Here is a 20,312-nt window from a genome sequence, read left to right as displayed (position 1 = left end):
GTCGTTCGCCTTCGTCACTGCGCCGTCCTGATGTCCTCGCCTGAGATCCTGACCTCAACGTCGAAGTCTCCCGGCGCGGCGTTCGATCCCCGCATTCCGCGGCTCTCGTCCTTGCCCGTATGCCCAATCAAAGCGACATAGGCACCAGTGACGTCCTTCACGCGCTGGAGATTGGCAAAGACGGCGCCCTGATCTTTGGCGCTGTTCTCGTCCCCGCCTCCAGCAGCAATGAGTTTGGCGAACGTGTCGATTGCGATCATGCCAATGTCGGCGCTTAGTGCCGTCTTGGCACTCCGCATCGTGTGTATGACCTTCTTGAAGGCGTCCGGCTGCGTCAGCTCCCCTCGAGATAAAGAGGTAGCGCGTCCGGGCTCCCTCCAGTGAAGAGAGCCCATGTCGTTCAGCGACATGATAGCAAACGCACGCTCATCGTCGACTCCTTAGGCGCGGCTCGTGAAGGCGAGGCAGTTGCGCGCCCGACGCCTTGATCTTCTGTCTGATCTGACCGATTAAACGCAACGTCGGCAGCATCTCCGCCGGAGCATCTTTGTTGTGTCGCAGGATTGCCCAATGAAGTTGTTGGCGGCGAAATGCTTCTTCGGGAAGGCATCAAAATCCGGATCGACCTCCCACGGCGTTTAGGTTTCCTTTCTTTGGCAAGGACCAGCGATCGATCTACTTTGCCGCCACCGGCCGGAATGCCGTTAACGATCTGATTCATGGTCGCGCCAGCGGTTAACCTGTTCTTTGTCATTTGGTCTTCCTTCGCTGTCAAAGCGCTGATTGCGCTGCGGAAGGGCGCTCCTGAGCCGCGGCGGGTCAAAGGCCTTGCCGGCGCCGTCCAAAGCCTTGTTGCTACACCAGTGCTTGCACTCGCCAAAGGGTTGCGGAACAGTGTCAGCACCTTACAAACGGGACTGGCTACGAGAAATGGCTTACAATGAACACTTGAGACCGCTTTGGATCGCCAAAGGATACTCACGAGATATGGGAAGCGCTGCGGTGGTTCCTCCCCCACCCGATGGATTTCGGCGTCTGTACCATCTGACTTCCGCAGAATACGCGATCAGCAACATCGTGTTCAGTCGACTGAAGGTTGCTAGGTTCAAGTCTCTGAACGATCCCTTCGAACTGCTGGCTCGCACAACTTTGCGGGCTGAAATTCGGCTTGGCCTTGAAGAGAATAACAACAAGCTGAACGATGAGCGCGGATTGCTCTGTTTTAGCGAAGACTGGACGAATCCAGTGCTGTGGGCGCACTACGGGGATAGGCACCGCGGTATTTGCCTACGTTTTGATGTCGAAGACGGCTTCGCGAGAAAGGTCACTTATCGCAAGGCACGTCTTGGCGACGTAGAAGCCCGCACCAAAGACGACGGCGAGATCTTAGACGCCTTGCTTTACACGAAATACGAAAGCTGGAGATACGAGCAAGACGTGGCGCGCGCTTCTCGATTTGGTGCACCTGACCTCCCAAGAAGGCGGCCTGCATTTCTATCCCTTCGATAGTCGGCTAAAACTGACCGAGGTCGTTCTTGGAGCTGAATGCAATACCACCTTCGAGGAAGTAAGAAGATTAGTAACGATCCATCATCCGAGTGCGAACACGATCAAGGCACGCATCGATTCCCGTTCATTCAACATCGTGCCGAAAGAAAAAACTATCATAGCACACACGGCAACTTCCTAATCGGAGATTTGCCAAGCCCCTCCGGGATACCCCTAAGGCTTCTCGCGATCAGCAATGAGCTTTTCGAGGTCGATGTCAATGAATTGCTAGCACCGGTCAACTCCGCAAGGTCTATTGGATAGGTGGCAGCATGCGAACGCATTCATCAATAACATACTCGGGGATGCTCTCGAACTTATGCGGATTGAGCTGCATCACGTACTCATTCTCGATGTGGTACGACTCGTTTATAAATTTCCGGATCACATCATCGTCGTGTTCGATGTTGAAAATCCGGAACAGCTGGATTTTCTCGTAGCCGACATCCGTGGCCGCGAATTTGGCGCGGATGGCGTTCGCGTCGTTCACCTCGGCGACCAGCGCATCATAGCTGAACCCTGGTAGGTGCTCTTTTCGGATACTTTCCTCTGCTGCCTGTTTCTCTTCCGGGGTCATGTTCCGGTTTTCAGTTGCCGTCTGCAGCGTGGGAACGACGCGGCCCTTGAATAGGCTTGCCAACAGATTGTACTCCACGCCCACTTCATCACGCAGTTCATAATCGCGCCGGAGATAAATGGCCTGCAGGATCGGGTCCTGCAGCGCGGCGATGTTAGCCCTGCAGACCCTGGCAAAGGTCTGGATGTCTTCCCTTGCGATCGGCACTTCTTTCACAATGCCGCCGCGCGAAGAAAGAAAAGATGCCGATGGTTTTGCCCCCTGAAACACCTCCTTGGTACTTTTGATAACATCGATGGCGGGCTCGATGTCGTGGGTCAGCAAAAGCGTGGTCCGCCCTCTCAGGCTAGCCTTGCCCTGGAACAGCTCGTGCAGGATGGCGAACTTCTTGCTCTTATCGAACGACGAAATGGGGTCGTCCAGTACCACCAAATCCGGACTTTCGCTCAGCACTTGGTGCATAAAAAGAACCAGGGCGAAGGCGTTCTTTTCGCCGTAGCTCAGATGCTTGGACGCAGCTTCCAGATGACCGGCCAGATCCTGGTGCACCAGCTTCATTTTGTAGGATTGTTCCTCCGGAACGATCTCAACGACGTATTTGTACCCGGCGGACTTCAGGAACGAGTTGATGCTGACTTGGTTGGCCTCTATCGCCTTCTTGATCTTCGCCTTGTGCTTATTGACCTTTCCGGTCAGGTCGCCAACCTTCGTAAGCAGGTCTTCAAGCTGCGCATTGACAGGATCTATGATGCTCCGGGTCCCTGGGGAATCGAGCTTGTCCATGAGCGCCAGGTCGATCTTCAGCGGGGTGATCTTCTCACGGATTTGGTCCACGTCTCGCAGAGAGAAAAAGGAGATGGCCCGGAGACCTTCCAGCTGGGTGATCATGCCGTCGATCTCGGCCTTGAGGCTCGTAAGGAAACTTACCTCGGCGGCGGTCAGGTCAATCTTGGTTTTCGTTACCTTCTGCAGATTCTCGCAGCACTTCTCGCTGAAATATTTGCCGAGCCTTTCGATGACCGCCTTGAGCGCATTGAGGTGGCCGACCGCTGTGGCGTCGAATTCCTTCTCGACTGCGAGGGCTGCGTCTTTCTGCCCCTCACCAACAAGCGGGGTGGCGCAATAGGGACAATTGTCGCCCAGCTTTAGATACTCGTTGCCTTTGATCTGCCAGCTGATCCACTTGGACGGCTCCTGGCTTTTGATAAAAGTCTCGAAGGGCTTCAGTGCCTCAGGAATATTTTCGGTCTTATTACCGGTGCCGAACGCTTTATGAATCTTGCTGTTCTTCGGAATGTTGCCGGGCTTCGATTTGCCGAACGCATCCCGCAATTCCTTGAAATCGGAAATGGTCTGCTCGATTTCTGTATTGTTGGTGAGCGTCTGCTTCACGCCAGCCAGCAGAACGTCGATGGCGTCCATCGCAACGACATAGTCGGGGGTTTTGATGAAGATGTCGAAGCTGTTCTTAAGGACTTCGTCTTTCTGGAAAACGAACTGCTGGACGTAATCCTCATCGAAGACAAGGGCGGAAGCTAGACCATCAATACCCTGCACAGACGGCGGCGGTGCGTCCGCCTTGCCTCGGCTTTTGAAGGGCATGAGGTCACCGAGCGTACCATCTCGGCGAATTTGGCTGACAACGGCCTTTGCCAAGGTACTTTTGCCAAGGCCGTTTGGCCCGTATTTGATGTTGAGCGTACCTTTCAGTACGTTGATTTCGGCACGATCCACGCTGTTACAGTTAGTGATGACAATAGTTAGCTGGGTCATGCCAACGTGCTCCGGTTCCAGAGAGGAGGACTATGGACCAAAAGCTCCGACTTGCGCGCAGCAGATAAACTCAATCCCCAAGAAAACTCAAAGTTATCGGCGGAGTTTGCCGCCGCCGCGGCTGTAACCGACGATATAGCAGATCGTACCCACGGGCTTCATAGCTCGCAGCGGCTATGACGCCGAGCTCGGCCGAACCGCCTATTGCGACCGGTTTTCCGCGCAGGTCCGGAATATCCCGTTGCTCGACAGAGCAGGTAGAAGGCGTCCATGTCGATGTGGATGACTTTGCGCTGGCAGGCCCGAAACCGACGCGCCGATCAGGGTGGGTGGTGTGCCGCGATCAGTCCAGGAATTACCCTTGATAGCGCGCAGTCTTGTCGAAGGCGCTGGGCGTCCATCGAACAAGTGTCTTTAGGTGCTCCGCTGCCCGATGACGTCAGCGTCTAATCGGGCATTCTTCCTTATCGGGCCGTCAGCAGACGACAGGCGAGCTCGCGCCCGGCCCAGCGCATCGAGAAGGTGTCGGAGACCTCGAACCAGCTGCCGTCGTTGCCAATGCCATGATTGGCACCCATACAGGAGCACTGGCATTCGTGCCCGTGTGCTTCCTGTGAGGTGGTCCCGGTTGTCTAAACAGCAATTCCGCGTCGATGAGTGGAGCTTCCGCCAAAATTAAGCTGCCGCGCGGAACGGCAGCGGGTTGAAGTAAGCTTGATCCGGGGTGCCGCCGTCAAGGCTCGAGTGAGGACGCCGGCCATTGTAAAAGTCGAGGTATCGGCCGATCGAGGCGCGGGCGTCGGACACGGTGTCGTAGGCGCGCAGATAAACCTCCTCATATTTGACACTGCGCCACAGCCGCTCGACGAACACGTTGTCGCGCCAGGCGCCCCGGCCGTCCATGCTGATGGCGATGCCGTGGCTGGCGAGCACGCCGGTGAACGCCGCGCCAGTGAACTGCGAGCCCTGGTCGGTGTTGAAGATGTCCGGCTTGCCGTGGCGAGCGAGAGCATCCTCCAGCGTCTCGACGCAGAATGCGGCTTCCATCGTGATCGAGACGCGCCACGACAGCACCCGACGGGTCGCCCAGTCGAGGACAACAGCCAGGTACACGAAGCCCCGCGCCATCGGGATGTAGGTGATGTCCATCGCCCAGACCTGGTTCGGGCGCGTGATCTCCATGCCGCGCAGCAGATATGGATAGATCTTGTGTCCAGGCTCGGGCTTGGTGGTGCGCGGCCGGCGGTAGAGCGCCTCTATCCCCATCCGCCGCATCAGCGTTTTGACATGCCGGCGGCCGATCTTGCTGCCCTCGGCAGCCAGCAGATCTCGCAACATTCGCGAACCGGCGAAAGGAAACTCCAGATGCAGCCGGTCGAGCCGTTGCATGATTGCGAGGTCGGCGGGCGGCACGGGACGTGGTAGATAATAGACACTGCCACGGCTGATCTTCAAAACTTCCGCCTGCCTGGTAATCGGCAGATTGTGCTCACGATCGATCATCGCTTTGCGCTCAGCAGGCCGGCTTTGCTGAGCGCGCCTTCTAAAAAATCGTTCTCCAAGGTCAGCTTCCCGATCTTGGCGTGCAGCGCTTTCACGTCCACCGCGGGCTCGCTCATTCGGTTGCCTCCGCCAGGACCGAATACATCGGCCGCCGCTTCCTGAAGCTGGGCCTTCCACTGCGTGATCTGGTTCGGGTGCACGTCGAAATGCTCAGCCAGCTGGGCCAGCGTCATCTCGCCCTTGATCGCGGCTAACGCCACCTTCGCCTTGAATGCCGGTGCGTGGTGCCGACGGGTTCGTCTGCTCATCGTCTCTCCTGATTCGCGGGTCAATCTTGCCCGCCGTCAGGCAGAAACTCCACTTACCGCGCTGTCCACAATTCCGGAGCCAGCTCTCTGGCACACCCGCGCGCAGATCTCCTGTTCGCGGTAAGGCTGGATGATATAGACTTTGCCGTAGCGCTGCAGTGCCCGATCGACGCAGTCATTGAACCAGGATTTCGGCAGCTCCCAATAGGCCTCTGTCCCGCCGATCCACTCAGGCGGCGTTCGTCGCCCGTTCTGTAGCCATTGCCTGTTGTCGGCAGCAAATGGCAACCGCGCCCGAAGCCGTTCGCCAGCCCAGTTCGGCGCAGCACAACAGGAACCGGCTTCTGCTTCCCAGACATAGTTGAGGTCGAGCCGCACCATAGGGACCTACCTCCATCACGGGCGACCGCCCGAATCGCCGGCCTCATACTCGAGGCGCAACCACCGATACCGAGTTTCGCTTCAGATCTCTGTTAACGTTCACGACGTTAAGGACCCTATTCCCTTGAAGTGCGCCCCGAAGAAGCAGGGCACATTTTGCACAAAAATTGTTCCACCGGGCTACCCCTCACAGGCACCAATCTAGCGCAGTCCGCGACCCCTTATAGCCAAGGTTTACGCGAGCCCTCTCACACCCTCTCCGTTGAGGCTCCTTTGGCGGGGGGGCACCATGAAGGCGGGCATGACGCTCATGCTCGTCGGGGCGTACAGGTACGCGTAGGTGTCCTATCCCTGAGCGCCGCAGCAGCGCCACCGTCTCCTCGACGGCTTCGAGTACGAAATTCCGCCACACGGCCTCGCCTTCGTCGTCGGAGTCAGCCTCAGTCAAGAACTGCGGGCGAGGTACGATGCTGAGCGCAAGCTCGCCGGAAGTCCCGCCATCGCTGTCAGCAATCGCCTTTTCGCGTTTTGAGATCGGACTTTCGACCGGGCAGCTTACCGACCGATCATGGCTCCGGTCCGGCTGCTTAGGCCGACGGGCTTGCGGATGCAGGGCCGCGAAGTGAAGCGGCGCCGAGATCCAGCATGAACTGGCGCATATGCGCCGCAATCCTTTCCTGAATGCGAGATAAGAGCAGCCAACGTCACCTCAAATCCTATCAGGCTTGAGATCCGAATTGCGATTTGGCGAACACCTTTGGGCATCCATTCACACGCGTATGGACGCGACGACACTAGATCGGACTACTCGTCCTCGAAACCTGTCTCTTTGAGAGGCGCAAATTCCGTTGTGCCAAGCTTTGAGCTGTCCATGATCAGGCAGGTTCGATGCTTGAGGGCCCGACAGCCATGCAGGAACGAGCGAGGAATAGGATCAAAGGGCCTCCCCAGCCCGACAAGGACGGCCTAAACTCGCGCCCCATCTGCCGGATCCGCACCAGCATTTGTTTTGAGTGTTCTTGTTCTAAAGTCGAGCGCGGGTCCGGCAGGTGCCGCTAAGATTTGCGGCTTTGGTGCTAACCCGTTTGGTTGGAGAAAGTGAGTTTTCAGGTCTCGATACTTAAGATTCTCGCCGGCCAACCGGACGGCCGGGCGAGCCTTCCCGTCCTAAAGGATTACCTGGCGGTGTTCTACACCAGCGGTCCGGAGTGGACGGATCGTACGAAGCGATTGGCGGCGCGGGCGCCGGACCTCAATATTTTCGGACAAGGACTGGTTACGCGAGAACCCGGACAATGGATCATAACGGACAAAGGCCGGGCCTTTCTTGCTCTTCTGGAACAGAAGAGCGTACCTGACTCTCAGGCGCGAACGCTCGAAGGCATGGCTGAGCCCCCCCTTGCAAGTAAGCTTCCCGCGCTTGCGCCGGGCCGACAAGGTCACAGTGCCAGTCGCCGGCACCTCCGCCGAAAGCGGCTAAGGGCGCGCGATGGGCGTTCCACCTAGCTCATCCGTAAAGCTCACGCCCGGCGACGATGTTGCTCCATATCGTGCTGGAGCAACATTGCCCCCCCGCACCGGCCTGATGCCTTCGCAAACCATACTTAGATCGCGGTTGTTTGAGACGGAGACATTGTAGTGGCAACCGGTATTGTGAAGTGGTTCAGCGCGACAAAGGGTTAGGGATTTATTAAGCCCGATGATGGCGAAGCCGACGTAGCCGTGCACATCAGGTCAGTCGAGAAGGCCGGATACACCTCCTTGCTGAGGGGGCCCGGATCAGCTTCGAGCGCAAGACCGGCAGCTCCGGCAAAGTGTCCGCAGACAATCTGCGTATAGGATGACCTTTTTTCGCGGCGAGGGAAGACATGGTTCTCTAAGGACCAAGCCACCACAATACGAGGTGCACAGGCTGCCGTGCCTGCTTCCAAAGTAAGAGCTGCAAAGCCGGCTTTGGTGCCTCGCTGCTCACGTTCTCGCGCTCCATTGCAGCTCAAATGCGCATAAGGGCGGCGGTGGACATAAATCCGGCGGAGACAATCGAGTTTTTGACGGATTTAATCGCAACGATTTTGCGAATTTGCGTGGTACACTCGAAGCCGGCGCTGGGTGATATCCTCATAAATCGAACCGGAACGAATGGACTGGCTGTGGCGCCTGATTGATCGGGCGCTTTGGGCGTCAAAGTGATCAGCGAGGATCGGTCCTCTTTGCTGAGCCACCCAGCCAGCAAGCAATATTTTGAGGATGGAGCTCCTGAGATCAGATGCCACCCAAGCTGCCTGCATTAGCAACACGCTCCCGGAAGGAGCCACGCGCCAGCCAGGATCTACTCAGGCGTTTTACATGGGAGATCAGATCAATCGACATATGTCTTGACGATCTTCGGTCCTACCACGCGAATGCGCTTGGCATTACTGGTCCGCAAATGATGATCTTGATGGCTCTGACGGAGCTGGAAGAAGAGTATGGTGTTCCCGTCAATGCCGTCGCGAAGCTGATGAGAGTTGAGTCGGGTTTCATCACCAAGCAATCGAAGGAGCTCGAGAGTAAGCGGTTCGTGCGCCGGAAATCTGACATGAATGATGCCAGGTACGTCCTTTTGTCGCTCACGGACATCGCTCGCAAGAGCCTTGCGAGCATTGCAAGGCAGCAGGACGAGCTTGAACAGTTTGTCTTTGATTATCTCAGCATTCAGGAGTTCGCCAAACTGGCGGCCTGTTTGAGTGGACTCAGGTCTCGGTTGGAGAAGGCTCGGCTGCACGCCGCGCTGAACTCTGAGACAGATTGAGACAGTACTGGGAAGAACGCGGGCCTTCTGCTATCTTCCGAGAGACCATCTGAGCCAGAAGATTCGTTTCTAACAGTGTCGCCCCGCCCCGGGAGCGGGTATTGCCGTCCAGATGCAAGCACGGCACCGGGCGCAGTCGAACAGACGGCCCAATCAGCCGATTCACCGGTTGGGGTCGAGCGAACCGCGACAAGAGTCTGAACGGCGCGCACGTCCATCCAAAGCTGCTTGGCTGACCTGACGACGTTCGCCTCAGCGCAATTGCCTTCCCTGTCGCTCGAAGGCGTAGATCGGATTGATACCGCAATAGGCATAGGTGCCGGATGCGGTAGCCATGCACTGACTGTAGGTCGAGAACTGGCAGTTGCCCGGATATCCCCAGGCTCGGCCCTGCAGGCAATAAACGTCTTGGCGCGCCGGTGGGGTGTACGAATGAACCCGTGAAGCAGCGGTCGAACCTGATCCAAAGCTAACGAGGATAGGAAGTGCTAGGATTCCAGTCGCGAGAAGGTAACGCATGAGATCTCTTGCCTCCTTAATTCGCTGAAGGATAGAGTATCCGAATTAGATGGTTTGATCTTAGTCAATTGCCGGTGTCGGGTCCAGTTGGACCATTGTCAGCAAGACAATCACCCGTGGCAGAGCCTCGACGGGGGCACTTGAGCAGACGTTGATATCAGGGTGGGGCAATAAGAGGGCCGGAGCCGATTATCCGCGCCCGTCCTTGGTCCAGGACACACTCACTCGCAATCCGAAGCCGCCTTTCAAAGATACTCCGCAGTGAAACGCATCTTTCAAGCGCGACTTGGCTCCTTTGCGCAGCAGAACACTCGTATAGCAGTCGATTATCGATCGCTTCGTTCGCTCCGACGGGTGTTGCGGGGCCCCCACGTCGACCCAGGGCTATCGCATATGGCCGAGCATGCTGAGAAGGAAGGCATCGTCCCAGCCGGAGCGCTTGATTTTGCGCCGGATCGAGGCGCGGTCGGGGTGAGATCGCAGGATGTTGAGGGCAAGCCTGCGCAGGATGGCGAGGTTCTCGGGGGCATTGTCCTTTCGGGCACGATTGCCATCCTCGGCGAAATGAACGTCGAGCACCCAATGAAGCTGGTTCTCGATGCCCCAATGGCTGCGGGTGACGTGCAGCAGCCGCTTGGGCGAGATGTATTTGGAGAGGAGATAGTAGCGCACGACTGGCGTGTCGGCTGGCGTGCCCCGCGGGCGCCTGCGCGAGGTGACGCGCCCCACTGCGACAACTCCAGGAAAGCGGTGGTGTCTCGCCAGGCTGGTGTTGCGCATGACGGTGGCCTGCCGCGCTTCGCGCCGATCGTGGCTGGAAGGCTCGATCTGTGCAGCACTGCTGCGCTTGCCCGACCGCGCAAACTGCTGCGTAACCGCCTTGAACAAGGGGCCGCGGTTGGCCTTGACCACAAGGGCGTAATCGCCGCCTCGTTGCAGCACGGCGCTGGCAAAGGCGCGGCTGCAATGCAGCGCATCGGCGGTGACGATGCAGCCCCCCAGATTGAGAAGCTCCAGCACTTCCAAGGCGCCGGCCGTCTCGTTGCGACCGGGCGCTTTCTGCTGGGCCAAGGCCATGCGGGCTTCCACCGCGAAGACATTGACCAGATGCAGCGGCGTGGCCTTCCCGCCGTGTTCGTAGGCGCCGCGCAGCGCCTTGCCATCGACGGCCACCACCCCCGTGAGTTTGAGCCCATTGGCCTTGGCGAAGGCCGCCATGAAGCGACGGAATGTCTTCTCGAAGGCCTCCGGTTGAGTAGGCGGAACACGCGGCTGAACGTGTCGTGGCTCGGCACGCCATGCTCCAGGCGTAGGAAAAGCCGCAACAGCTCTTCCTTCGCCTCTCCGAAGTCCGCCATGTCCGAGCACGACTCTGCTCCGCACAGCGTGGCCGCCAGCGCGATGACCAAGACCTCCAGCAGATCGTGCTTGGCATTGGCCGCGCGCGGGTCCGGCAATTGACGAAAAGCCCTCGCAAATCTGCGCATCCGACCCCCTCCATGATTCGGGAGTCGTCTTCAGAATCTCTCTTGCTCTCCAATGCAATAGGCCAGAAAAATCCATATGCGATTCCCCTGCACGTCGACCGGAGGCCACACATTGCGTCACCTCAACTGGTGCGCACGCACTGCGTCACAACGACACCACTTCTTCACTTCGTAGCCGCTTGTTACAATGACATCCATAGATTGCGCCGGATCGATTCGCGAGGCTCCTATTCGCTTCGCATGTTCTGTTTCAGGAGTGTCGGACCATGTTCGTGAGCATCACCACAGACCATAGATCCCGAATCAATTCGCTCAGTGAGCTCGGCATATCGAGCGGCTCGAATCCGATCGTCAGCTTGAGTGAATTCACTTACAAGAAAGCTAAAACCATCTACATCGAGAGTGAGCCAGCCGAGTACGTCTATCAGGTCAGGAAAGGCGCGGTACGGACCTACAAATTACTCTCCGATGGGCGGCGCCAGATTGGCGCATTTCATTTGCCGGGTGATATTTTTGGACTCGAGAACGGCGGAGTCCGCCGATTGACGGCGGAAGCGATCATCCAAACCACTGTTCGCCTGATCAGGCGCCAACACCTCGAGACGGCCGCCGAGAATGACGGGGTTGTCTGGCGCACCTTGCTCAGCTTGACGACGAATAACTTGCAACACGCCGAAGACCATATGCTGCTGCTCGGACGTAAAACTGCTCTGGAGCGCGTTGCCGCGTTCTTGTACGAGATGGATGAACGACTCGCGGCTGCTGACGTGATCTCGCTCCCAATGTCTCGGCGCGACATCGCCGATTACCTTGGTTTGACCGTCGAGACCGTTTCGCGTGCAGTGTCGCAATTGCACACTGATGGCGTCCTCGATTTCATCGGCAACACCCAACGCGAGATTGTGATTCTGGACCGGCAGCGGCTCGCGAGCCTTGACCTGCAAAGCTAAGATGCGGAGGGCCTGAAAACCTTCGGTCGCGGTTAGGATCGCCCGCGCAGCAACTACCGCCTTCAGGAATAGATTGATGTCACCTCCGGGGGGCAACCAATCAGCCATCGAGTGTCCCGAACGCTGCGATGTGCCTTCGGGCGGTGCCGGTAAACACTGCCGGATCATACAGGCTCTTGAGCCGATGCCGGTGACGACGGCAAACCATTGCGATAGCCTCGACCGCCGTTTCGATCTCGAATGGAATGCACTCAGGTTTACGCGCGCCCTTGATGGCATCCAAGCTATGCATTTGTCGCCGCGACTTTGCGGACCATTTTTTGTGCCGCAGATTCTTTCTTTGGATGGCGCGCGGCTTCGAACGATCGCGCGAGCAAGAGCGGACACAGCGGACGGCGCCATCACGTATCGGATTGCCGATCTCGACACGTTGGAACTACCGAAGGCCACTCTTGACCTCGCTCACAGTGCGTTGACCTTCTACTGTTTGAGGATTTCGGCCGCCTCGCGCGTGCGATCCGTAGGATGCTGGTCCCCGGCAAGCATCGGCTTTCGCGATGGAGCATCCGATCTTCATGGCAGCAGCGCATCTACACTGGATCAGCGGTGAGGTCGGCGGACAGACCTGGCCTGTAAACTGCGGCTTGCGAATCCTAGGCACGGCGACCCAGCCGTTGTCGCAGGCGAGAGCGGCGGTGTCGGTCTCGCGGGCTTGCTGAAGGTTGCTTCCGACCAGAGCCTGCGGGAAAAGATCGGTCTTGGACCAGATGCGCAGGTCTTCCTGATCAACACCGAGGGCGCGACCGATCCTCGTTTGTACGAGGAGCTCGTCGGCCTGTCGCCAGGGCAGGTGACCGCGCGAAATACTACACTGACCAAGGACCAGTAGCGTAACGCTTGCGAGCCTTACGGCGTGATGGATCCCAATTGTCCGGGTCGGCACCCCACTTTTTGTTTCGATTCCTGCCGAAGCCTTTCAAGTCGCTCGAGTGGTTTCACCGCGAAGCTAACGCTCGCCTGCAAGACAGGTCCATGATCATCGCGAACTTCAATTGCCACGCGGTGATGCGGCCTGCTTCTGGCCTATTCGCGCGCCATCTCTGAGAGCGTAGTAGTCGCCTCTTCGCGCGCAGCTTCGTTATGTCCAGCTCGACACCTTCATCGTCACGGATAAATTGGCCGCCGTCACGGATATCAAATTGGTATCTTTTGATGATCGACTCGAACAGCCTTTCCGGCTTCAGATGGTGCCGCTCCCATATTCGAGTTGCCGATGCATGGCCTCAAATGGAATGGCGAGAGGCGCTCCGTGCCGGAAACATCCGGGCACTTCTTGGAGGGCAGCACTGTCCGTCCGGAGTAGCGCCTGACTTGCGGATTATGGGTGGCAGGAATGCGGCCCGACGGAATGCTCCCACGGCTCTCCGTCTGAACCAGGGCTGTTTTCGGTTGGGCGCCGGCAAGCATAGATGGTCCGGTATCGCGCGGCAGGCGGCACGCGGCACGCGGCACGCGGCATGATCTGCTCGCAAAGCCTGGAGCCGCTTTGCAAGCTCGGACTGGTTCAGCCATTCGATCGTGTCGTACTCACCTGCTTTCAAAGCTACCAGGCGATCGGGCGCAACGAATTGGACGGCACCTGCGCAGTCATTTCCAACATTTGAATGAGAGCGAAAACCGGCAATTGCAATCAGGGCTGTCCCCGGAGTTGCCGGCGTCGTGCCACGCGCTCTTTTGGAGCCATCTACCAAACCGGCCCCGCACAAACGTTTGTATGTATTGGACGGACGCTTCGAGCAGCTAAGTTGAACCGCCCAAAGAGTGCGCTAACATCGGAGAGGCTTCCTGGGCTTGACGACCTGCTCGCCCTCGTTTGGGATAGGCAATGGCTTCCTTCGGCCTATGGGGTCGGAGATCATCTCGATGAGCACTTCAATGAGTACTTTGATTCGCCTTCGCTACAGCACAATGGCGGACGAAAGCCCGGGCGGCGAATGGAGGTGGCGCGTGATCATGGAGAGAGATGGCGGATATGAGGAAGTTCTCGTAAAAGAGCTATCGATCAACGTGCCGTCATTCTCCCAGGCTGACGAGATGCCTGTTGTTGGGCGCAAGTACCATATTGCTTGCCAAGGCACACTCACCGTGAAAGACGGTCTCGGTATCATCAGGTGAACCGACACGACGGTGAGGCTCTCGACGGCGGTCCATGGGACGCTCTCCGCGCGCTCCTCTCCCACAATCGGCAGCAGCGTCGCTGCGATCTTCTCAGGGCGGTGTGACCGGCTTCTTTTCTTACGACCTAAACAAGACACTGGAACGGCTGCCGCGTCCGGCAGCGCAGGGACAAGGATTTCCGCAATCGGTTCTCGGTCGCTGAATGGAACATCGTCGGGTACGATTACCCGCAAATCTACTCCTGTTCTGTCTTGTGGGATGGATATTTGGGGCTAGTCTAGAAACTAAACTTCGAACCTGAGCCTTCGGAGAAAATCTTTGAGTCTATTCAAGAGTCCCGATAAGGGCCGTTGAAATGGCTCGAGCGAGAGCTTGGCGGTTTTCTGGATTGCTCACCATTGTCACATGGTTGCCTGGAACAGGTATCGCATGAATGGCCCCCGCATCGACGACCAGGTCCCAGCCAAGCTTTGGCAGGTTTGCATCGCGACCAGATTGCTTGTCAGGCGGTACCCAACGACTAAGAGGCTCACTGGCATAAAACTGGTATATTTCAATTGGGAGCGACGGAATGCGATACGATTGTAGCGCCCGGTGAAATGCCGCGGCTCTTTCATACGTCGAAACGTCACTGTGAAGATCGTGATCTGGAGCTAACGCTCCTGTTTGCTGCGCCTTTTCGAGCAACTCAGAGATGGAACATTGTTCCGTGTCGCGTTCTAAAACCTCGCGATATTCATCGCGCAAGATCCCACAACGATCCAAAACAAATTCTCGCGCCAAATTCTTCAGTGATCCGTTTGAAGAAGCCGAAGGTAGACTGACATCGATGAACGCCATGAATGACACAACTTCATCAACACTCAGTAACTGCTCGGCAATTGCATACGCCAGGATTGCACCTGATGAGTATCCAGCAAAGCGGTATGGGCCCCGTGGCTGGATCTGTTTAATCGCAACAATCACCTCCGCGGCCATCGCCTCAAGAGTCGGTGGACGAACGTCATCGAAATGCGGCCATGGCAGAGCGTAGACCGGGCAGTCTGCATCCATTTCCGCCGCCAAACCGAGGACATACGAACAATCGCCAAAGCCTGTCGGGACAAAGAAGAGCGGTGGCTGCGATCCGTTCGGTCGAACGGAAATCACCGCCGAGTGACTGGGCTGCACTTGCAAACGAATCTTCGATGCGAGGTCCTTCAGAACAGGTGCGCGGAAGAGGTCGGTGGCGCTAAAACTCAGCCCAAGATTTGATGCTCGACCGAGCATCTGTACGGCCAAGAGCGAGTGGCCGCCCAGTTCGAAGAAGTGGTCGTTGCGCCCGATGCGCTCGACACCAAGAAGCTCGGCCCAGATCTGCGCCAGCGCCGTCTCGACCGCACCTTGCGGCGACTGGTAGGCCGCCAGGGCATAGGCCTGATCGGACGGCGACGGCAGCGCATTCCGATCGAGCTTGCCGTTCACCGTGAGCGGAAGCGCCGCCAGCCGCACGAACGCACTCGGCACCATGTAGTCCGGCAGCCGCGCACTCAAGTGCGCCCGCAAGGTGCCCGCAACCCCGCCTCCGTCGCCCTCGTCCGCGCCGGCCTCGGGCGCGCAGACCACATAGGCGATCAGATGCTTGTCGCCGGCGCCGTTCTGGCGCGCCACCACCACCGCCTCGCGCACCCAGGCGTGCTCGCAAAGCCGCGCGACGATCTCGCCCGGCTCGATGCGGTAGCCGCGGATCTTCACCTGATCGTCGTTGCGGCCCAGGAACTCAAGATTGCCGTCCGGTAGATAACGTGCAAGGTCGCCGGTCCGGTACAGCCGATCGCCCTCGACAAAGGGACTGGCGATGAAGCGTTCGGCGGTCAGCTCAGGGCGGTTGAGGTAGCCCCGCGCCACCCCCGCCCCACCAATGTAAAGCTCGCCGACCGCGCCGAACGGCACGGGCGCGCCATGGCCGTCCAGCAAGTACACCCGCGTGTTGGCGATTGGGCGCCCGATCGGGACCACCGACCCATTGAAATCAGCCGGGCAAGGCCAGATCGTCGCGCAGACTGTTGTCTCGGTCGGGCCATAAGCATTAACCATTGATGCTGGAGCCAGACTTCGGATGAGTTCTGGCTTCGGCAGCTCTCCAGCAAGAATGAGAACTTGCACAGCCAAACATTCCGGATTTGTCTGAAGCAACGCTGGGGGCAATGTCGCGTGGGTGATGGCTTCGCTTTGGAGATAATCCGATAGCTTGTTACTCGCTTGACGGATCTCTTCCGCGGGCAAGTGCAAAGCGGCTCCGGAGCCAAACGCCATAACAAGCTCCCAAGCGCTTGCATCAAAAGCAATGGAGGCGAACTGCACGACTCGGCTGTTGGAAGAAGCGCCAAAGAGGCCGAGTTGAGCCCACAGCAGATTAACCAATCCTTGATGCTGGACCATGACCCCCTTTGGGGTTCCGGTTGAGCCTGAGGTGTAGATCACATAAGCGAGATGGCCCGATGTGAGGCCAAGCGTGTGCCGGTCCGGGTTCGAAGCCGGCCGTTCGGCCCACGCGGGCGTGCCCGTCTCCAGATCAATGACCGTGACATCGGTCAGCACTTCGGGGCCGAGTGCTGCGCGACCGACGACGTCGCAAAGCAGCAGGCGCGGCGCGGCATCGTTGACAACCTGCCGCAGCCGCTCACTGGGATAGGCTGGGTCCAGCGGCAGATAGGCACCGCCCGCCTTCAGGATCGCCAAGATGCCAACCATCATCATGAGGCTGCGTTCGAGGCAGATTGCCACCGGCTGGTCCGGCTTGACCCCAAGCTCGATCAGAAGATGCGCCAGCCGGTTGGCCCGCGCGTTGAGCTCGCCATAGCTCAGCCGCTCGTTTGCGCAGACCAGCGCCACCGCATCCGGCGCCTTTTGCACCTGCGCCTCGAACAGCTCATGGACGCACTGCTCTGATGGATAGGCCTCTTCCGTCCGGTTCAGATCCTCGAGCAGATAGGTGCGCTCCTCAGCCGGCAAGATGTCGAGCTTGCGTACCGGCGTATCCGGGGCATGCTCCAGCGCCTCTGCCAGTTGCTCGAGCACCCGCTGCATGTAGCCGCAGATCCGATCCGCCGAGATTGGCTCCGCCACCTGCACAGTGAGGCCCAGCGCCTCGCCAAAATCCTCCACCGACAGGGTCAGGGGATAGTTGGTGCGTTCCTCCCCGCCCAGCCATTCCATGCCCGACAAGACATTATCCGTCCCGGAGCCGGGCACAGCCGGCGCCGTGTTGTGACGATAGTTCAACAGCGTGCTGAACAGCGGCGCCGACGCCGCAATAGCGCTGCAGCGCTGCGCCAGCGCCAGCGAGGCATGCTCATGTGCCAGCAGCTCGGCCAGGCGGGCGTGCGTGGTCCGCACGCTCGCCTCGACGGCGGTCCCATCAAGATCAAGCCGCAGCGGCAGGGTGTTGATGAACAGCCCCATGGCGCGGTCGGCGCCGGCGCTGCCCTGCAAGCGGCCTAACAGCACCGTGCCGAACACCACCTGCTCGCGGCCGCTGCTGCGCGCCACCACCTGTCCCCACGCCAGATGGCACAGGCTCGCCAGACTGACGCCCAGCCGCCGCGCCTGTTCGCGCAGCCGCGCATGGAGCACTGACGGCAGCATCCGATGAGCCTCACGTACCCCGCCGCCGTCGCCGCGCACCTCGCTCAAGCCGAAGGGCATGGTCGGCTCGTCGATGTCGGCCAGCAGCTCCCGAAAGAACGCTTCATCAGCCTTGGCATCACGGCGTAGGTGCGCCTGGGCCACCAGATTGCGGAATGGCTGCGGCGCCGTCAGCTCATGCTGGCGCCCCTCCAGCTCGGCCCGGACCTCAGCATGCATCACGTCCCGCGTCGTGTGATCCCCGATCAGATGATGCTGCAGCTCCAGCAGCAGCCAGCGCGCGCTATCGGGCTCGCGCGCAATCACAAACCGCAGTAGTGGCGCTCGGCCAAGCTCGATGCGGTGCCGACGCGGGTCAAATCGATCCTTAAGCTGCGCGGCGCCAGGACCAGCAGACCCGTCCAGCTCGACCTCGGTCACCTCCAGTTGCGCCTTCCGCCACACCACCTGCGCCGGCCGCGACAACCCCTCCCAGACGAACGAGGTACGCAGGATGTCATGCCGATCCACCACCCGCTGGACCGCGGCAAGATAGCGCTCGAGCAGCCCACGGTCGGCAAACGCCATCTGCGACACCAGCAGGTACGGATCGCCCTTTGCCGCTAGCAAATGATGGAACAGGATGCCGTCCTGCAGCGGCGACAAGCCATAAATGTCCTGGATGTTGCCGACCCCGCCGGGCACTGTGGCGAGGATCCGGTCGATCTCGTCCTGCGCCAGCTCGATCAGCGGCAACATCTCTGGCGTGATCGCCGTACTCTGTTCGCTGATCAGGTTGGCAGGGACCGCCACCTCGTGATGGCGGCCCAGGCTTGCGGCCAGATCCGCCAGCACCGGCTTGACGAACAAGGTGCGCACCTCGATGCGCAGTGACCGCCGCCGTAGACGCTCGATCATTTGCACCGCCAAGAGCGAGTGCCCTCCCAGTTCGAAGAAGTTGTCGTGCCGTCCGACCCGCTCCAGCCCCAGCAGCTCGGCCCAGATCTGCGCCAGCACCGTCTCCATCTCGCCCTGTGGCGGCGCGTAGGTCCGGCGCGCATACGCCTCGTCGCCCGGGGCCGGCAGCGCGTTTCGATCGAGCTTACCGTTCAGCGTCAGCGGAAGCGCCGCCAGCCGCACGAACGCACTCGGCACCATGTAGTCCGGCAGCCCCGCACTCACATGCGCCCGCAAACCGCCGGCAAGATCAGATTCCTCAGCTTCGGCGGCAACGACATACGCAACGAGGTGCTGCTCGCCGCGACCATCCTCGCGCGCCACCACCACCGCCTCGCGCACGAACGGGTGCTCGCAAAGCCACGCCGCGATCTCGCCGGGCTCGATGCGGAAGCCGCGGAGCTTCACCTGGTCGTCGTTGCGGCCTAAAAACTCCAGATTGCCGTCCGGCAGGTAGCGCGCCAGGTCGCCGGTCCGGTACAGCCGGTCGCCCTCGACAAAGGGACTGGGGATGAACCGCTCCGCTGTCAGCTCAGGGCGGTTCAGGTAGCCCCGCGCCACCCCCGCCCCGCCAATGCAGAGCTCGCCCACCGCACCGAACGGCACCAGCCCGCCATGACCATCCAGCAAATAGACCCGCGTGTTCGCAATAGGACGGCCAATCGGGACGATGGCCTCATCAAACTCAGCCGGGCAGCTCCAGGATGTAACGTCGATCGCGGCCTCAGTCGGACCGTAGAGATTGTGCAGGGCCGTCCAGGGCAATACGCGCCGAACCCTATACACACTAGCGGCAGGGAGCGCCTCGCCGCTGCATAAAACCTGCCGCAGCGATGTGCAGCGGTCAACACTCTTCGCCTCCAAAAAGCTGACCAGCATGGATGGTACGAAGTGAACCGTCGTGATGCGCTGGGTGACAATCAAGTCGACCAGTGCATCGGGATCTCTGTGCGCACCGGGCGGGGCCAGTACCAGCGTTGCCCCTTCAAGCAAAGTCCAAAAGAACTCCCAGGCCGAGACATCGAAGCTAAATGGCGTCTTCTGCAACACGACGTCTGTTGGTTTCAGACCATAGGCGTTCTGCATCCAGATCAGGCGATTAACGATAGCCCGATGCTCATTCTGTGCCCCTTTGGGCGTGCCTGTGGATCCCGAGGTGTAGATCACATAGGCGAGATTGCGAGAGGTCAAGCTGAGCGCGCACGGGTCTGGATCCGCTTCCGGCAGGTTGGCCCAGGCCGGGGCCGCAGCATCGAGCTCCACCACGCTCACATCGGCCGGCACATCCGCGCCCAAAGCTGCACGGCCGGCCACATCGGTCAGTAGCAGGCGGGGCACCGCATCGTTGAGCACCTGGCGCAGCCGCGCCGACGGATAGGCCGGGTCCAGCGGCACATACGCCCCGCCGGCTTTCAGGATGGCCAAAAGCCCCACCACCATCATCGGACTGCGCTCAACGCAGATCGCAACCGGCTGGTCCGGCCTGACCCCGAGGGCGATCAGGTGATGCGCCAGGCGGTCGGCCTGCGCATTGAGCTCGGCATAGCTCAGCCGCTCATCTTCGCAGACCACCGCCACCGCATCCGGCGCCCTGTGCACCTGCGCTTCGAACAGCTCGTGGATGCAGCGCTCCGTAGGATACGACGCCGCCGTCCGGTTCAGCTCCTCCAGCAGATACGTGCGCTCGGCAGTCGAGAGCAGCTCGATCCGGTGGACCTCTTGCTGTGCATCGGC

The 20,312-nt window shown here is 59.5% G+C and carries 13 protein-coding genes and 3 pseudogenes; 8 read left to right on the top strand and 8 right to left on the bottom strand.

The genetic code is table 11. From position 1 onward, the window contains the following. Positions 1–14: 14 nt before the first annotated feature. Entirely contained in the window at positions 15–410 is a 396-nt protein-coding gene (locus ACM42_RS08710; protein ID WP_271527545.1) for an AAA family ATPase, read from the bottom strand. Between the two features lie 520 nt (positions 411–930). On the opposite strand from ACM42_RS08710, the gene ACM42_RS08705 reads away from it, so the two are divergent. After that, on the top strand, positions 931–1,509 hold the full coding sequence (locus tag ACM42_RS08705) for a DUF2971 domain-containing protein (protein WP_271527544.1): 579 nt from the start codon (positions 931–933) through the stop codon (positions 1,507–1,509). A gap of 292 nt (positions 1,510–1,801) precedes the next feature. Here ACM42_RS08705 and ACM42_RS08700 read toward each other — a convergent pair whose 3' ends face one another. The 4 genes and pseudogenes from ACM42_RS08700 to ACM42_RS08685 form a co-directional block, all read right to left on the bottom strand. Beyond that, positions 1,802–3,898 (bottom strand): AAA family ATPase, encoded by a 2,097-nt coding sequence (locus ACM42_RS08700; protein ID WP_271527543.1) that lies wholly within the window; start codon positions 3,896–3,898, stop codon positions 1,802–1,804. Positions 3,899–3,992: 94 nt separating this feature from the next. After that, a pseudogene (locus ACM42_RS08695) lies at positions 3,993–4,170 on the bottom strand (Y-family DNA polymerase); the annotation flags it as partial. 403 nt (positions 4,171–4,573) lie between these two features. Beyond that, a protein-coding gene (locus tag ACM42_RS08690; protein WP_271527542.1) for an IS3 family transposase occupies positions 4,574–5,709 on the bottom strand; the annotation gives its coding sequence in 2 pieces (ribosomal slippage) (positions 4,574–5,451 and positions 5,451–5,709; 1,137 coding nt in all). Positions 5,710–5,745: 36 nt separating this feature from the next. Beyond that, positions 5,746–6,090, bottom strand: a complete 345-nt coding sequence (locus ACM42_RS08685) for a hypothetical protein (protein WP_271527541.1) — start codon at positions 6,088–6,090, stop codon at positions 5,746–5,748. A gap of 1,689 nt (positions 6,091–7,779) precedes the next feature. Here ACM42_RS08685 and ACM42_RS08680 point away from each other — a divergent pair. Continuing rightward, positions 7,780–7,934, top strand: a pseudogene (locus ACM42_RS08680) (cold-shock protein). A gap of 422 nt (positions 7,935–8,356) precedes the next feature. Further along, positions 8,357–8,881 (top strand): transcriptional regulator, SarA/Rot family, encoded by a 525-nt coding sequence (locus ACM42_RS08675; protein WP_271527540.1) that lies wholly within the window; start codon positions 8,357–8,359, stop codon positions 8,879–8,881. Between the two features lie 252 nt (positions 8,882–9,133). On the opposite strand, the gene ACM42_RS08670 is transcribed toward ACM42_RS08675, so the two are convergent. Beyond that, on the bottom strand, positions 9,134–9,400 hold the full coding sequence (locus ACM42_RS08670) for a DUF3551 domain-containing protein (RefSeq protein WP_128948543.1): 267 nt from the start codon (positions 9,398–9,400) through the stop codon (positions 9,134–9,136). 384 nt (positions 9,401–9,784) lie between these two features. Continuing rightward, a pseudogene (locus tag ACM42_RS08665) lies at positions 9,785–10,887 on the bottom strand (ISAs1 family transposase). A 266-nt stretch (positions 10,888–11,153) separates the two neighbouring features. Here ACM42_RS08665 and ACM42_RS08660 point away from each other — a divergent pair. The 5 genes from ACM42_RS08660 (at position 11,154) to ACM42_RS38665 (ending at position 14,217) form a co-directional block, all read left to right on the top strand. Next, positions 11,154–11,837: a helix-turn-helix domain-containing protein gene (locus tag ACM42_RS08660; RefSeq protein WP_271527539.1), complete on the top strand. Its 684-nt coding sequence runs from the start codon at positions 11,154–11,156 to the stop codon at positions 11,835–11,837. Positions 11,838–11,913: 76 nt separating this feature from the next. After that, positions 11,914–12,447 carry a hypothetical protein gene (locus ACM42_RS38490; RefSeq protein ID WP_333921540.1) on the top strand — a complete coding sequence of 178 codons (534 nt, stop codon included), beginning with the start codon at positions 11,914–11,916 and terminating at the stop codon, positions 12,445–12,447. Between the two features lie 102 nt (positions 12,448–12,549). Continuing rightward, on the top strand, positions 12,550–12,726 hold the full coding sequence (locus ACM42_RS08650; protein WP_333921538.1) for a hypothetical protein: 177 nt from the start codon (positions 12,550–12,552) through the stop codon (positions 12,724–12,726). A 1,034-nt stretch (positions 12,727–13,760) separates the two neighbouring features. Next, positions 13,761–14,012: a hypothetical protein gene (locus ACM42_RS08645; RefSeq protein WP_271527538.1), complete on the top strand. Its 252-nt coding sequence runs from the start codon at positions 13,761–13,763 to the stop codon at positions 14,010–14,012. 34 nt (positions 14,013–14,046) lie between these two features. Continuing rightward, positions 14,047–14,217: a hypothetical protein gene (locus ACM42_RS38665; RefSeq protein ID WP_442868910.1), complete on the top strand. Its 171-nt coding sequence runs from the start codon at positions 14,047–14,049 to the stop codon at positions 14,215–14,217. Positions 14,218–14,339: 122 nt separating this feature from the next. Here ACM42_RS38665 and ACM42_RS08640 read toward each other — a convergent pair. Then, a partial coding sequence (locus ACM42_RS08640; RefSeq protein WP_442868909.1) for an amino acid adenylation domain-containing protein occupies positions 14,340–20,312 on the bottom strand: 5,973 nt, incomplete at its 5' end.

This window comes from Bradyrhizobium sp. CCBAU 25338, assembly GCF_028128965.1.
GTDB lineage: Bacteria > Pseudomonadota > Alphaproteobacteria > Rhizobiales > Xanthobacteraceae > Bradyrhizobium > Bradyrhizobium liaoningense.
This window is presented reverse-complemented; position numbering and strand designations above follow the sequence as displayed.

What these genes read in the sequence shown, in the direction of transcription:
- ACM42_RS08685 (WP_271527541.1), bottom strand. Translation starts at nt 6,090, where the DNA reads ATGGTGCGGCTCGACCTCAACTATGTCTGGGAAGCAGAAGCCGGTTCC.
- ACM42_RS08705 (WP_271527544.1), top strand. Translation starts at nt 931, where the DNA reads ATGGCTTACAATGAACACTTGAGACCGCTTTGGATCGCCAAAGGATAC.
- ACM42_RS08675 (WP_271527540.1), top strand. Translation starts at nt 8,357, where the DNA reads ATGCCACCCAAGCTGCCTGCATTAGCAACACGCTCCCGGAAGGAGCCA.
- ACM42_RS08670 (WP_128948543.1), bottom strand. Translation starts at nt 9,400, where the DNA reads ATGCGTTACCTTCTCGCGACTGGAATCCTAGCACTTCCTATCCTCGTT.
- ACM42_RS38490 (WP_333921540.1), top strand. Translation starts at nt 11,914, where the DNA reads ATGTCACCTCCGGGGGGCAACCAATCAGCCATCGAGTGTCCCGAACGC.
- ACM42_RS08710 (WP_271527545.1), bottom strand. Translation starts at nt 410, where the DNA reads ATGTCGCTGAACGACATGGGCTCTCTTCACTGGAGGGAGCCCGGACGC.
- ACM42_RS08700 (WP_271527543.1), bottom strand. Translation starts at nt 3,898, where the DNA reads ATGACCCAGCTAACTATTGTCATCACTAACTGTAACAGCGTGGATCGT.
- ACM42_RS08645 (WP_271527538.1), top strand. Translation starts at nt 13,761, where the DNA reads ATGAGCACTTCAATGAGTACTTTGATTCGCCTTCGCTACAGCACAATG.
- ACM42_RS38665 (WP_442868910.1), top strand. Translation starts at nt 14,047, where the DNA reads ATGGGACGCTCTCCGCGCGCTCCTCTCCCACAATCGGCAGCAGCGTCG.
- ACM42_RS08660 (WP_271527539.1), top strand. Translation starts at nt 11,154, where the DNA reads ATGTTCGTGAGCATCACCACAGACCATAGATCCCGAATCAATTCGCTC.